At 52.1% G+C, this 14693-nt stretch carries 14 protein-coding genes and 1 other RNA gene; 6 read left to right on the top strand and 9 right to left on the bottom strand.

Annotated features, from left to right (window positions below; genetic code table 11):
- Positions 1-171: 171 nt before the first annotated feature.
- Genes SPK40_RS21505 through SPK40_RS21495 form a run of 3 tightly spaced genes read right to left on the bottom strand, consistent with a single transcriptional unit; the run spans position 172 to position 3175 of the window.
- Complete coding sequence (locus SPK40_RS21505; RefSeq protein ID WP_330961853.1) at positions 172-1380, bottom strand: FAD-dependent 2-octaprenylphenol hydroxylase; 1209 nt, start codon at positions 1378-1380, stop codon at positions 172-174.
- 2 nt (positions 1381-1382) lie between these two features.
- Complete coding sequence (ubiH, locus tag SPK40_RS21500) at positions 1383-2570, bottom strand: 2-octaprenyl-6-methoxyphenyl hydroxylase (protein WP_330961852.1); 1188 nt, start codon at positions 2568-2570, stop codon at positions 1383-1385.
- A 29-nt stretch (positions 2571-2599) separates the two neighbouring features.
- Complete coding sequence (locus SPK40_RS21495) at positions 2600-3175, bottom strand: YecA/YgfB family protein (RefSeq protein WP_248144011.1); 576 nt, start codon at positions 3173-3175, stop codon at positions 2600-2602.
- Between the two features lie 391 nt (positions 3176-3566).
- Between SPK40_RS21495 and zapA the strand changes: the two genes are divergently transcribed.
- The 5 genes from zapA to serA all read left to right on the top strand — a co-directional run bounded on the left by zapA (position 3567) and on the right by serA (position 7010).
- Positions 3567-3869 carry a cell division protein ZapA gene (gene zapA / locus SPK40_RS21490; protein WP_248144010.1) on the top strand — a complete coding sequence of 101 codons (303 nt, stop codon included), beginning with the start codon at positions 3567-3569 and terminating at the stop codon, positions 3867-3869.
- 7 nt (positions 3870-3876) lie between these two features.
- A non-coding RNA gene (gene ssrS, locus SPK40_RS21485) (6S RNA) lies at positions 3877-4058 on the top strand.
- 67 nt (positions 4059-4125) lie between these two features.
- Positions 4126-4749 carry a 5-formyltetrahydrofolate cyclo-ligase gene (locus SPK40_RS21480; RefSeq protein WP_330961851.1) on the top strand — a complete coding sequence of 208 codons (624 nt, stop codon included), beginning with the start codon at positions 4126-4128 and terminating at the stop codon, positions 4747-4749.
- A gap of 118 nt (positions 4750-4867) precedes the next feature.
- A complete protein-coding gene (gene rpiA / locus SPK40_RS21475) occupies positions 4868-5527 on the top strand; it encodes a ribose-5-phosphate isomerase RpiA (protein WP_330961850.1) in 660 nt (219 codons plus the stop codon).
- Positions 5528-5780: 253 nt separating this feature from the next.
- Positions 5781-7010: a phosphoglycerate dehydrogenase gene (serA, locus tag SPK40_RS21470; RefSeq protein WP_330961849.1), complete on the top strand. Its 1230-nt coding sequence runs from the start codon at positions 5781-5783 to the stop codon at positions 7008-7010.
- Between the two features lie 81 nt (positions 7011-7091).
- On the opposite strand, the gene SPK40_RS21465 is transcribed toward serA, so the two are convergent.
- Positions 7092-7787, bottom strand: coding sequence for an oxidative stress defense protein (locus SPK40_RS21465; protein ID WP_330961848.1), 696 nt, complete (start codon positions 7785-7787; stop codon positions 7092-7094).
- A gap of 176 nt (positions 7788-7963) precedes the next feature.
- Positions 7964-8860, bottom strand: a complete 897-nt coding sequence (locus tag SPK40_RS21460) for a LysR family transcriptional regulator ArgP (protein WP_248144005.1) — start codon at positions 8858-8860, stop codon at positions 7964-7966.
- A 135-nt stretch (positions 8861-8995) separates the two neighbouring features.
- Here SPK40_RS21460 and SPK40_RS21455 point away from each other — a divergent pair, with 135 nt between their 5' ends.
- The gene (locus tag SPK40_RS21455) at positions 8996-9616 is read left to right on the top strand and encodes a LysE/ArgO family amino acid transporter (RefSeq protein WP_248144004.1); all 621 of its coding nucleotides are present in this window, start codon (positions 8996-8998) and stop codon (positions 9614-9616) included.
- 61 nt (positions 9617-9677) lie between these two features.
- On the opposite strand, the gene mscS is transcribed toward SPK40_RS21455, so the two are convergent.
- From mscS to epd, 4 genes are all read right to left on the bottom strand, one after another.
- Positions 9678-10562, bottom strand: coding sequence for a small-conductance mechanosensitive channel MscS (mscS, locus tag SPK40_RS21450; protein WP_248144003.1), 885 nt, complete (start codon positions 10560-10562; stop codon positions 9678-9680).
- A 258-nt stretch (positions 10563-10820) separates the two neighbouring features.
- Positions 10821-11897, bottom strand: coding sequence for a class II fructose-bisphosphate aldolase (fbaA, locus tag SPK40_RS21445; protein WP_248144002.1), 1077 nt, complete (start codon positions 11895-11897; stop codon positions 10821-10823).
- Positions 11898-12036: 139 nt separating this feature from the next.
- Positions 12037-13200, bottom strand: a complete 1164-nt coding sequence (locus SPK40_RS21440; RefSeq protein ID WP_330961847.1) for a phosphoglycerate kinase — start codon at positions 13198-13200, stop codon at positions 12037-12039.
- Between the two features lie 44 nt (positions 13201-13244).
- Complete coding sequence (gene epd, locus SPK40_RS21435; protein ID WP_248144000.1) at positions 13245-14321, bottom strand: erythrose-4-phosphate dehydrogenase; 1077 nt, start codon at positions 14319-14321, stop codon at positions 13245-13247.
- Positions 14322-14693 lie beyond the last annotated feature (372 nt).

The following is a 14693-nucleotide window of genomic DNA, read 5'->3' as shown; positions in this document are numbered from 1 at the left end:
GACAAAAGAAGTTTCCCGAAAAGCGGGCTTCGCCAGCCCTGCCTAACATTACTTTAGGAGAAAAAAATCAGATTGAAAGCAAATCCCCTCACAAAAAAAAGCCGCCTCTTTCGAGACGGCTTCTGTTTCAAATTTCAAAATAATCACTCAGCTCAACGACTGATTCTCTGCTTACGCTTTCGCCAGTGCCGGCAGGTCGCCACTGAGACCCAGCGCCCGGCGCATGAACTGATCTTTCACGCCCGGGGCATGATTGGCCAGCAGAAGGCCGACATCACGCAGTAATTTTTTCGCCGGATGATTGCCGTCAAACAACTCACGGAATGCCTGCATGGTCGCAATCATCTTCGCGGCTTCAGCTTTACGCCAGCGCTCAAAGTAACGCAGGTGCTGACGAGCGCCGATATCCTTATCCTGACGCCACAGTTCAATCAGCGTCTCCGCCAGACTCGCCGCATCCAGCAGTCCCAGATTCACGCCCTGACCCGCCAATGGATGAATGGTATGGGCAGCGTCTCCAATCAGAGCAATACGATCCCGGACAAAGTCACGGGCATAACGCATTTTCAGCGGCACAACCTGACGCTCTCCTTCCAGACTGCATAAGCCCAGACGACAATCAAATGCAGCTGTCAGGGCATGATTGAATGCATCCGGCGTCATGGCCAAGAGCGCTTCCGCCTTCTCCGGTGTGACAGACCACACGATGGAGCACAAATCCGGCTCTGCCAGCGGCAGAAATGCGAGCGGGCCATCCGGCGTGAAAATTTGCCGGGCAGTCTGCTGATGCGGCTCAGCACAACGAATATTTGCCACCAGCGCATGATGACCGTAATCCCAGTATGTCAGCGGAATATCAAGTTGATTGCGTACCCAGGAATTGGCGCCATCAGCACCAACCACCAGTTTGGCCGTCAGATGCTGTCCGTTATCCAGGGTCAGCCAGGCTTCATGTTCGCCAAAAGCCAGTTGCTGGCAGCGGACGGGAGCCATCAGGCTGACATTGTGCTGTTTTTGGATCTGATCCAGTAAAGATAACTGAATCACACGATTTTCAACGATGTGGCCCAGATCCGGCTGTGACAACGCTTGTGCGTCAAAACTGATATGAGCGAAGCTGTCCTGCTCCCAGACATCCATTTGCTGATAGGGGCTGATCCGGCGTGCTGCCATCCCCTGCCAGGCGCCGACACGGCGCAGGATACGTTCGCTGGCCCGGCTGAGCGCCGATACCCGGACATCCGGCTGCGACGACAGTTCAGGCTCCGGCAGGTGGCCTTCAATCACAGCGATCCGGAGCTCCGTATCTGCCAGTGCCGCAGCCAGGGTCAGGCCAACCATACCACCGCCGATAATTGCTACATCTACGCTTTGCATCATGCTTATCTGTCCACCTGTCCCATCGCCCGCTTCACCAGCGGTGCTTTCAATACGTTTAGTGCATTCATGGCCATCAGACCGGCATTCCGGCCTGCCACCAATGGCCAGTATTCGTTGGCAAAGACTGTCACCAATCCTGAGGTCATCGCAATTGTGGCGGCCTGATCTGACTCTCGGCGCTGACGGAAACGACTGAGTACAGCCATGCTGCCAGCCTCATCGCCCCGCGAAACGCCGGCCACAACTTCTTCAGCCAGCGTCATCACATCACGCAGCCCCAGATTGAATCCCTGTCCGGCGATCGGATGCAGGGTTTGTGCTGCATTGCCAATGACCGCGAACCGGTGCGACACCCGACGCTCCGCCTGACGCAGGCTCAGCGGGTAGGCATAGCGCTGACCCGTTTTGACCATCTGTCCCAGACGCCAGCCAAAAGCTTTCTGTAATTGCTGCAAAAACATTTCGTCATCCCAGCCCATCACCGTCTCTTGCTGTTCCGGAGGAACGCACCAAACCAGCGAGCTGCGTCCCTGACTCATCGGCAACAGGGCAAGCGGGCCAAAGGGCGTAAAGCGTTCAAAAGCTTCGCCCTGATGCGGTTTCGCAGTTGACACATTGGCAATGATTGCCACCTGTTCAAAATTCAGTGACGTCTGGGAAATTCCCAGCTGAAGGCAGCATTCCGACAGCCCTCCGTCTGCAGCAACCAGCAAATTCGCCCGGCAGGATTCACCGGAAGAAAGCTGCAGGATGACCTGATCAGTTTCCCGCTCAATCGACGTGATTTTTACCGGACAAAGCAGATCAATCCCCGAACTTTGCGCGAGCTGTTCATGAAAAACCGCGCCAGCCTGAGCCAGTTCGATCACATAACCCAGCGCATCAGCACCATATTCATCTGCCGCGATCCGAGCCAGACCGGCATGGCCCCGGTCAGACACATGAATCCGGGAAATCGCAGTTGCTTCACGCATCAGTGCAGGCCAGAGACCAAGCTCTGTCATCAGCTGCACCGACCCCAGCGACAGGGCAATACTGCGGGCGTCATAACCGGGATGACCGGACTGCTCCGGTAACACGGCCTCAACAACAGCAATACGCAAAGCGCCTTCACTCAGCCTGTCCAGCGCCAGCGCCAGGCTGGCGCCCGTCATTGCGCCTCCGGCAATCACAACATCATACTGCTTCACGTTTGTCTTCCCTCAGAACACCACGATGATCAGTGCAGGGTCGGCTTGTCAGCCTGCTCACTCTGGTGCCGTGCAACCAGTTCAAAGTAACAGGTCAGTGCACACATGCGAACATGCTCAATCACCTGTTCGAACAGCGCGGCCTGCTCTTCCATATCGTCATCTTCATCGATGCCCAGCTGTGCAATATCCTGCAAATCACCCAGCGCTTCCTGGACGGCAGCCGGTAATTTCTCATGATTCAATCCCATCAAACCCAGCCCGGAGAGGAAACAATTCACCCATTCGCTTAATGCTTCGGCGCGATCCATCAGGTCCATTTCATCATCCGGCAGGAGCAAAGTGACTTCAAACCCGGTACTCGCCAGCGCTTTGGCCGTAATTTCCACCAGACTTTGTGTCAGTGTTCTGGCTTCACCACCCAGCGATTCACCGTTATTGGCATAGTCCGCAATCGGACCAATCCACTGTTCTCCGTCTGCCGGCAAACCGCCGCACAACATGCCTGTCAGCAGTCCGTGCAGTTCAGCAGGCGTGACTGCCAGAGACTGAATTTTCAAAGCAGTTTCAACCGCTTCATATGCCGGCAACTTTACTTCGCTCATGGGCTTTTCACCTTAATCAGTTGGTGTCAGATGGGTTGGAGATATGCTACCACTAAGGCTGGTTTCAGGCTAACGTAAAGCAGGAGGCGATTGATTCATCCGTCATTTTTGCAGCCTCCCTTCAGCAGAATGACAGAAAAAGCGCCGAACTGATGAAGAACTGTCTCCCTGATGGCTTCCCTTCAGTCTGACCCAGTCGCGCGCTTGCAAGTTAAATTGGCTTTTTCTATATTAGCCGCAGATATATCCAAATCCCCCTCAAGAAGTCTGATTCAGTCAGATTTGCTTGGTTCACAGGCCCGGTACCGGTTGATGGTCTCTGTCTCTTGAGGTCAGTAGGGGGATAATGGCTCAATCAAATCACAGTGACTGACACGGAACCAAGACAGCTATGAGCTCGCAGGCAGTTGAAATTGAAATTTTAGGCCGTACCATTAAGGTCAATTGTCCGGAAGGCCAGGAAACGGCACTGCGTGCGGCGGCGGCAGATTTTGATAACCGCCTGCAAGAGCTGTCTCAGCGAACCAAAGTCTCGAATCCAGAACAGTTACTGATGTTTACCGGACTAAACATTTGCAGCGAGCTGCACAAAGAACGCAAAGAATTTAGCAGCAATGCGCAATCTGTGTCCGACCGAATCGGACAATTAGCAGAAAGCTTAGATCAGGCATTGCAAAATCAACCGCAACGTTGATAATGAATTGACCCTGGGGTGTACGTCAGCGAATCGACGTCCCCGAGCCGATAAGCAAAAAACCAGGATCGGCTTTTATCAGCTACTGAGCAGGCTCAGCATGACTGAGAAGCCTACGGCTGATGCTGCCAATCCACCTTGAACGTCTGGTTCAAGGGCAACAATTCGCAACGGCACCTTGGGGTACTCCTTCTTTTCTATCCTGCTCTCAGCCAGCAGTATTTTCCTGAGCAGGCGACGACGGATAAAGCATGATATGGATGCCTTCCACCGCCATGGCCAGGCTGGCCTGACAACTCAATCCACCCGACAGCAACTTCGTCAGCAAGTCCGCCTGAAACGTCAGACACTGTCGCTTCACCAGCAGGAACAGGCGAGCAAAGCCGTGCTGGCACGTTTTAATCAGCTTCAGGATGTTCATCACGCGCAGCATGTTGCGATTTACCTCAGCAGTGACGGAGAACTGGATACAGGACCGCTGATCGAGTGGTTGTGGCATCATGGTAAAACCGTGTATCTGCCGGTACTGCATCCCTTCAGCAAAGGCCACCTGCTGTTTTTACACTATCATCCGGACAGCCGGATGCACTGTAACCGCTACGGCATTGCGGAGCCTGTGCTGGATGTTCGCCATGTCAAACCCGTACACGAACTGGATTTGATGTGCACGCCACTGGTTGCCTTTGATGAACAGGGGCAGCGACTGGGCATGGGCGGCGGCTATTATGACCGTACACTGAGCCAGTGGCATCATCACGGAAAAGGACCTCGGCCACTCGGACTGGCACATGACTGCCAGCAGATCCGTCACCTGCCATCCGAAGCCTGGGATGTCCCCTTACCCGCCATCATCACCCCATCGGCCTACCATCATTGGTAAACATCTGAATCACAGGATATCTAAACAGGGATCTCAGTCATGTTTTTCCAATGTCAGCAACCGCAGGGTCGGCTATAATCAGCGCTCGCATTCTGTTGGTCATCACGAGGAGAAAGGCATGACACAAGATGAAATGAAGAAAGCGGCGGGCTGGGCAGCCCTGGACTATGTGACCAAAGGCAGCATTGTCGGCGTTGGCACCGGCTCGACCGTCAATCACTTCATCGATGCCCTGGCCACCCGCAAAGAAGAAATCAAAGGGGCAGTCTCCAGTTCTGTGGCTTCCACCAAGCGTCTGGAAGAGCTGGGTATCCCGGTCTTTGATGCCAACGAAGTGTCCTCACTGGACATCTACGTCGATGGTGCCGATGAAATCAATGCCGAGTTTGACATGATCAAAGGGGGCGGAGCCGCCCTGACCCGCGAAAAAATCGTGGCCGCAATTGCCAAGAAGTTCATCTGTATTGTCGATAACACCAAAGAAGTCGACGTGCTGGGCCAATTCCCGCTGCCCGTTGAAGTGATTCCGATGGCCCGGTCTTTCATTGGCCGTGAACTGGTGAAACTGGGCGGTGACCCGGTTTACCGTGAAGGCGTGGTCACAGACAACGGCAACATCATTCTGGATGTCCACAGCATGAAAATCACCAACCCGAAAGCACTGGAAGATCAAATCAATGCCCTGCCGGGCGTAGTTACGGTTGGCCTGTTTGCCCATCGTGGCGCAGATGTCCTGCTGGTTGGCACACCTGAGGGCGTGAAAACTGTCACTAAATAACAGTTTAGACGCTTTTCATACGGCTTGATGACTAAACGGCATAATATATGCCGTTTTTTCTTATCCATTTCGTAATATTCTCGCCACGCCACCAAATTTTTTGATACTTTAGTGAGAACGCAATCGTTTAAGCTCACCAGACGGCAATACAGGGTGTACGCCTGTCACCATACCGCATCACACAGTGATGTGGCGGGAGCACGTTATCCTGCTCGCTGAATGGAATACCTGTTGTTTTTAAGGAAAAGAACCTATGGCTAAAGTTTCTCTGGATAAAGATAAAATTAAAATCCTGCTCCTGGAAGGCGTTCACCCCTCAGCACTGGAAGTTCTCAAACAAGCCGGTTACGAAAACATTGAGTATCACAAAGGCTCTCTGGCTGGTGATGAACTGCTGGAAGCAATTCAAGACGCGCATTTCGTGGGTATCCGTTCCCGCACGCAGCTTTCCGCAGAAGTCTTTGATGCCGCCAAGAAACTGATCGCCGTCGGTTGTTTCTGTATCGGGACCAACCAGGTCGATCTGGCGGAAGCCAGCCGCCGTGGTATCCCGGTGTTTAACGCCCCATTCTCAAATACCCGAAGTGTTGCAGAGCTGGTGCTGGGTGAAATTCTTTTGCTGCTGCGCGGCATTCCGGAGAAAAATGCCAAAGCCCATCGCGGTGAATGGCAGAAAAGCGCCGACGCCTCCTATGAAGCCCGCGGGAAAAAACTGGGGATCATCGGTTACGGCCACATCGGTACACAGCTCAGTATCCTGGCTGAAAACTTGGGAATGGATGTTTATTTCTATGACATTGAAAACAAGCTGACCCTGGGCAATGCAACCCAAGTGGATACGCTGAGTGAATTGCTGAACAAAGCCGATGTCATCACACTGCATGTCCCGGAAACGCTGGATACTCAGAACATGATGGGTGCAGAAGAGTTTGCACGCATGAAGCCGGGTTCCATCTTCATCAACGCGGCCCGCGGCACTGTGGTCGATATTGACGCGCTGTGCAGTGCACTGGAGAGCAAGCATCTGGCCGGTGCGGCAATTGATGTTTTCCCGGTTGAGCCTAAAACCAATAACGACCCGTTTGAATCACCACTGACCCGTTTCGACAACGTGATTCTGACGCCGCATATCGGCGGGTCAACACAGGAAGCGCAACAGAATATCGGCATTGAAGTCGCCGGTAAGATTGTGAAGTACTCAGACAACGGTTCAACCGTTTCAGCCGTTGGTTTCCCGGAAGTAACTTTGCCCGAGCACAGAGGGTGTTCTCGTCTGCTGCACATTCACGAAAACCGTCCGGGCATTCTGAACCAAATTACGACGATTTTCGCTTCAGAAGGCATCAACATCGCGGCACAATACCTGCAAACCAGTCCTGAACTGGGTTACGTGGTCATTGATGTTGAGACAGAGCGCTCAGAAGAAGCCCTGAACAAACTGAAGGCTATCGACGGAACCATTCGAGCCCGTATCCTGCACTAACCGTTCAATTTCCTTCCTTGTAAACAACAAGAAGCTCGCACTATGGCGAGCTTCTTTCTTTCGGAGATAAACCAGCTGAGATTAGTTTTCCAGACGGAAGACCACTTCCACACGGTCACGGAAGGTGATTTCAGCATCCTGATAGGTCGCTTTAGTTTCAACCGCAGCATCCATCGCCATGCGTCCCATGACCGGGCGAGGCATCGGATCGAAATAACGAATATTCCAGACCCCATCAATATTGGTATCAAAGCCTTTTGCCAGAGATTTTGCTTTGCTCTTCGCATCTTTGATAGCAGCCTGACGAGCCTGCTCCTGATACTTTTCTGCGTCGCTGACCTTCAGCTCAATATTTTGAATGTGATTGATCCCGTCACCCAGCGCATTATCCAGATAGGTATTGAGTTTATCGAGGTCACGGACCATCACCGTCACCTGACGCGTCGCCTGATAGCCGACCAGCTCCGGTGGGTTGTCGCTACTCCGGTGGTACTGCGGATGCAGATAGATGTTGGCACTTTCAATATCTGCACGCTTCACGCCGCTCTTTTGCAGACGGTCCATGAACGCAGTCACAGCTTTGTCGACAGCCTGCTTGGCTTCCTGTGCCGATTTACGGGTTTCCTCAACCGCGACCGTGAACATAGCCATATCTGGCTGAGCAGTCACCTCGCCCACGCCAATGGTTTCCAGCCGCGGAAAGTTGTCATCTGCCATAGCCAGCGGGCTGAGCAGACTGGCACCACCGAAACAAACAGCAAGCAAAGTTTTCTTCATAACACCATCCCAATCTATTGATAAAGTGACACCCAGCCTTCTGAGGTGTTACGGGTATCCGGTTCTGTAAACTTGTGCGGGTTTGGACAAGCGGATAAAAGAATTTATCCCGGCTTTACATCAATTTACACAAAACATTCTGCTGATGACAGGACATCCGGCGTTCCGGAAAAGCCTCACTGCGGCAGCTTATGCCGGGCATGGTCCAGCAACTGAGCGGTCACTTCGCTGAATACACCGCTTTCCAGTGCCCAGTGATGCCAGTAAATTCGCCGGGTCAGCATGATCCCCGGCGTCAGATTCACCAGTTCGCCGCTTGCCAGCTCTTCTTCTATCTGCACTTTCGGGATCAGGCAGTATGCCACGCCGTGAAGCGCCAGCTTGACGAATGCTTCCGAAGAGCGCACCCGGTGTGTCAGGACGCTGCCCCGCGGCAGATTAAAGTGCTGCTGAATGAAAACTTCGTGCATGTCATCGTACTGATCGAAAGCTACAGCGGGGGCTCCCAGCAACGTATCGCGATTCACCCCGTCTGCAAAATAGGTCGCCTGAAAGTCGGGGCTGGCAACACACAGATAGTCCATCCGGCCTAGATAATCGGCCACGCAGCCCGGCATTGGCGTTGCTTCCATGCTGATCGCGCCGACCACTTCCCCGCTGCGTAACCGGTCCAGTGTGCGGCTTTCATCTTCCAGCATCAGATTGATTTCAATGCGTCGCTGTTTGAGCAGCGGGCTGAGTGCCGGGAGCAACCAGGTTGCCAGGCTGTCGGCATTGGAGGCAATCGACATTTGCAGCGGCTGACTCTGCTCGCCGGGACGGATATCCGGCAACAGCTCCTGCTCCAGCAAACGCACCCGCCGGTACAACCCCAGCAGCTTTTGCCCTGCCGGTGTCGGACGCGGAGGCTGTTCACGAACAAGCAGCGGCTGAGCCATGTGTTTTTCCAGCTGTTTGATCCGCTGCGAAACTGCGGACTGCGTAATACACAGGACTTCGGCTGCGCGCTCAAAGCCCCGCTGAGACACAACAGCATCCAGCGCCTGTACCCAGCGATAATCGAGTCCTTCCATGTCACTCCTTGATTATTAGCCAATCTAATAAATCATAAAAATTATTAGTTTTACTAAATCATAGCGAGCCCTTTAAGCTTTAGCCAGTTGAAAGTTTTAGCCCATTATCACAATTCAGAGTAAGGACAAAAAAATATGAGTCTGTGGCCGTTACTGCAAGGCTTTGGCCTGGGCGCCAGTATGATTATCCCTATCGGCGCACAAAATGCCTATGTGCTGAATCAGGGAATCAAACGCAACCATCACCTGACCACAGCAACGGTGTGCAGTCTGCTGGACATGCTGTTCATCAGCCTGGGGGTCTTTGGCGGCGGCGCCCTGTTATCCAGTAATGAAACCGTATTGCTGGTGGTCACTCTGGGGGGCATCGCATTTCTGGTGTTTTACGGCAGCCTCTCTCTGAAAAGCGCCTTCAGCCATCCATCCTCAGAGGAAGCTCAGGACCAGATGCTGGCCCGCGGCCGACGGGCCGTGATTGCCGGCGCACTGGCAGTGACGGTGCTGAACCCGCATCTGTATCTGGATACCGTGGTCATTCTGGGGTCCATTGGCGGTCAATTTGAAGGACACGACCGTATTGCGTTTGCAATCGGCACCATTCTGGCGTCTTTTGTCTGGTTCTTTACCCTGTCGGTAGCGGCAGCAAAAATGGCACCGACGTTATCGAAGCCTCATGTCAAACGGGGCATTGATATCGCCGTCGCCGCAATGATGTTTGTCATCGCGGCCCATTTAGCCAAAGGTTTACTGGTTTAATCCGTCCCTAAACAACAATGGAGCCAAACGGCTCCATTGTTCAGGGTCAGTCTGAAAGACATCAGTCTTCGACTTTGTTGAGATGCACATCCATTTGCGGGAATGGAATCTCAATGCCTTCTTTATCCAATCCTTCTTTGATTGCCTGCAGCAAATCAAAATACACAGCCCAGTATTCAGAAGTCTTCACCCAGGGGCGTACTACGAAATTCACGGAAGAATCGGCCAGTGCAACCACACCAATGGTCGGTGCCGGATCTTTCAGTACACGCGACTCAGCATCCACCACTCGCTTCAGCACTTCCTTGGTTTTCTTCAGATCAGACTTGTATGAAACGCCAATCAAGAAGTCAATCCGACGGGTCTCATGTCTGGAGTAGTTCGTAATCGGTCCGCCAATCACAGCAGAGTTCGGAACGACAACCATTTTGTTGTCCGGCGTTTTCAGTACAGTCTGAAATACCTGAATCGACTCCACAGAGCCTGCAACCCCTGCCACTTCCACATAATCGCCGGATTTAAAAGGACGAAACGCAACAATCAGCACACCGGCTGCGAAGTTAGACAGAGAACCCTGTAAGGCCAGACCCACGGCCAGGCCGGCGGCACCGATCACCGCGACAACGGAAGCCGTCTGCACCCCTACCCGGCTCAGCGCCGCAATCAGGACAATCACAAACAGCAGATAGCGCACCAGTGACTGCAGGAACTTCACAACCGCTTCATCCATCTGCTTGCGGCGCAGCATCTTACTGAAGCCGTTCGCAATGCCTTTGGCAATCAGATTACCGATAAACAGAATCAGCAATGCTGAGATCAGGTTTACCCCGTACTGGATCAGCAGATCCTGATTATCCATAATCCAGCCGCCAGCTTGTTTGACCCCGTCCGCCAACTCATTATTTGCTATGGTATCCACCACTTTATCTGTCACGCTTTCAGTCATAGCACTCTCTCTATTATTTATTATTCAACTGACGCGATCATGCACGTCCCTGATAATGAAACAAACTGAATTTCTCTCTAACCTATCAACATTGAACCGCTTTGTCTTACCGAATAGTCACTATTGCTCAATTGACGCTGTCCGTGCAATTCGGAACAAGGTTCAGTTTATGCGGCAACCAACAAATTATTGTGAAAGTCTGGTAAAACACAATAAAAAAGCCCGCATTCGCGGGCTTTCTTCTCAAATTACTGAGATTTACAGAACGTCGATCGCATTCAGATCAGAGAAAGCTTGTTCCAGACGTTTCACCATCGATTCCTGACCTTTACGCAGCCATACGCGTGGGTCATAGAATTTCTTGTTTGGTGCGTCTTCACCAGTTGGGTTACCGATCTGACCCTGCAGGTAAGCTTCATTCTCCAGGTAGTATTCACGGATACCATTCCAGGTCGCCCACTGAGTATCAGTATCGATGTTCATTTTGATCACACCGTAACCGATAGACTCACGGATTTCTTCCAGCGTTGAACCAGAACCACCGTGGAATACGAAGTTCAGTGCGTTTGGTGCAATACCGAATTTCTCAGCACAGTACGCCTGAGAGTCGCGCAGAATGGTTGGCGTCAGCACAACGTTACCTGGCTTATAAACACCGTGAACGTTACCGAAAGAGGCCGCGATGGTGAAACGAGGGCTGATTGCGATCAGTTTCTCGTAAGCGTAAGCAACATCTTCTGGCTGCGTGTACAGAGAAGACTGATCCAGGTGAGAGTTATCAACACCGTCTTCTTCGCCACCGGTACAACCCAGTTCGATTTCCAGCGTCATGCCCATCTTGCTCATGCGTTCCAGGTACTTGGCGCTGATCTCGATGTTTTCTTCCAGAGACTCTTCAGACAGGTCAATCATGTGAGAAGAGAACAGCGGCTTGCCTGTTTCTGCAAAGTGCTTCTCACCAGCGTCCAGCAGACCGTCAATCCATGGCAGCAGTTTCTTCGCCGCGTGGTCGGTGTGCAGAATAACTGGCACGCCATACGTCTCAGCGACAGCGTGAACGTATTTCGCACCCGCGATAGCACCCAGGATCGGGCCTTGCTGACCTTCCAGTTTCAGGCCTTTACCCGCAAAGAACCCAGCACCGCCGTTAGAAAACTGAACCACAACCGGCGCTTTTACTTTTGCAGCCGCTTCCAGTACAGCGTTGACAGAGTCAGTGTTAACCACGTTTACTGCTGGCAGGGCAAATTTGTTTTCTTTTGCCACTTCAAAAACTTTCTGAACGTCATCGCCAGAAATCACACCAGGTTTTACGAAGTCGAAGATCTTAGACATAACAATAGTCCTATTAGCTTTGTTGTCCGGGTTTAAAGATAAACTCGTTGCAAATTGGTGTGGCCGTCAGAATCTGTTTTGGCTGTACAGCCACACACCGCATGTTCAGGTCGCAGGGACCAACCCTGCGCAACTGTTATCAGGCTTTCGCTCGTTCTTCCAGCATAGCAACGGCTGGCAGTTTTTTACCTTCCACAAACTCCAGGAATGCGCCGCCACCGGTTGAAATGTAAGATACTTTATCTTTGATGCCGTACTTATCAATCGCTGCCAGCGTATCACCGCCACCTGCAATTGAGAAACCAGCGGATTCAGCAATGGCATTAGAAACCACTTCAGTGCCTTTGCCGAACTGCTCAATTTCGAAGACACCCACAGGGCCATTCCACAGGATGGTCTTCGCATCTTTGATGATACGAGCCAGCTCAGCCGCTGAGTCCGGGCCGATATCCAGTACCATGTCGTCTTCTGCGATTTCGTTCGCAGCTTTAATGGTCGCTTCAGCAGACTCAGAAAATTCTTTGGCACACACAACATCAGTTGCCACTGGCACGTCTGTCTGTGCCATCAGTGCTTTCGCCGTATCAACCAGATCAGCTTCATACAGAGACTTACCAACGCCGTGGCCTTCTGCTGCGATGAAGGTATTCGCAATACCGCCGCCGACAACAACCTGATCGGCAATTTTCGCCAGAGACTCAAGCACGGTCAGTTTGGTCGATACTTTCGAACCGCCAACGATAGCAACCATTGGGCGAGCCGGGTTATCCAGTGCTTTACCCAGAGCTTCCAGCTCAGTTGCCAGCAGCGGGCCTGCACAGGCAACCGGAGCAAACATGCCGACGCCATGCGTAGACGCCTGCGCACGGTGCGCGGTACCGAATGCATCCATAACAAAGATGTCGCACAGTGCAGCATATTTCTTGGACAGCGCTTCATCGTTCTTCTTCTCGCCCGCATTGAAGCGAACGTTTTCCAGAACAACCAGCTCGCCGGTGTTCAGTTCCAGACCATCCAGGTAGTCTTTCGCCAGTTTCACGTCACAATCCAGTGCGTCCTGCAGATAGTTCACAACAGGCTGCAGAGAAAATTCTTCCGCGTATTCACCTTCGGTCGGACGACCCAGGTGAGAGGTAACCATTACCTTAGCACCTGCCGCCAGGCAGTGCTGAATCGTTGGCAGAGATGCCAGGATACGTGCATCAGAAGTTACTTTGCCTTCTTTGACTGGCACGTTCAGATCAGCACGGATCAGTACACGTTTACCGGCCAGATCCAGATCAGTCATCTTGATTACAGACATGGTTTGTCCTCTCAATAGTCTTACTGTTTAAATGATAAATACTTTCAGCCCTGCGAATTCGCCTGACTGGGAAATTCTGTGACGTCTTTTAGTTTGTGGCTTGCCTGATACATCGCCAGCGCCGTATCCAGCATACGGTTGGCAAATCCCCATTCATTATCACACCAGACCAGCAGCTTCAGCAGGTGCTGGTTACTGACCCGGGTTTGGGTACCATCAACAATGGCGCTGTGGGGATCATGATTGAAATCAACAGAAACAAGCGGTGCAGTGGTGTAATCGACGATATCTGTCAATTTACACCGAGCGGCCTCAGCCAGAGCTTGATTTACATCATCAACCGAGACATTAGTTTTGACGGTGACGCTTAAATCCATCGCGGTGACGTTAATTGTAGGAACCCTGACTGAAATCGCCTCGAATTTGTCCGCAAATTTGGGAAAAATACGACCTATGCCCAAGTGCAGTTTGGTATCGACAGGAATAATCGACTGACTGGCAGCACGTGTCCGTCGCAAATCCGTGTGGTAGGCATCGATCACCTGCTGGTCATTCATCGCAGAGTGGATGGTTGTGATAGTACCGGATTCAATGCCGAAGGCATCATCAAGCACTTTAATTACAGGGACGATACAGTTGGTCGTACAGGAGCCGTTGGAAACGATGCGGTCTTGAGGCGACAATGTCTGGTGGTTCACACCGAAGATAATTGTGTTATCGATGTCATTTGCAGCAGGATGAGAGAAAAGAACTTGCCGGGCGCCCGCTTTCAGATGGGCTTCGCCATCTGCTCTGGAGCCAAAAATGCCGGTGCAATCGAGAACGATATCCACTTCTAAATCGCGCCAGGGCAAGAGCTCAATATCACTCAGGTGCAGAATACGAATCGCATCTTCGCCGTCTTCTCCGGCCACGAAGAGATGCTCCTGATCATGCGTCACTTTACGGCCAAAACGACCATGGCTGGAATCATACTGGAGCAGATGCGCCATTGATTCCGGCTGAGCCAGTTCATTGACCGCCACGACTTTGATCTGGCGATGTTTGCCGCTTTCATATAAGGCCCGCAGAATGCTGCGGCCAATACGGCCAAATCCATTAATTGCGACTCGTACTGTCATATCCGTGCTACAAAAGTGAAAAGCCGCTCTAGTGTATACCAAGCGTTAACGAGAATCACCCTAATTGTGACCCGCCTCACCCCCCAGAATGATTCTCTGTGAGGAGGTCACAAATCCAGTAAATACGCCCGCTCCGACACTATTGTCCCTTATATCAAATATCTGATTCACACATTCGCGGGATAAAAAAGGCCCCGTTCCGGAGCCTTTTTTTTCAACCTTCGAAATAATTTTTCTGCAACCTGACCATAACAATTGGTCCGGGTAGTGCTTAAGCCAGCAGTTCTTTCGCAGTGCTCACCACGTTTTCAGTGGTGAAGCCGAACAGTTTGAACAGCTCGCCAGCCGGTGCAGATTCACCGAAGCTGGTCA

Source organism: Photobacterium sp. 53610 (genome assembly GCF_036409375.1).
Taxonomy (GTDB): Bacteria; Pseudomonadota; Gammaproteobacteria; order Enterobacterales; family Vibrionaceae; genus Photobacterium.
Note: the sequence above shows the minus strand (reverse complement) of the source record. Positions and strands in the feature narration are given on the sequence as shown.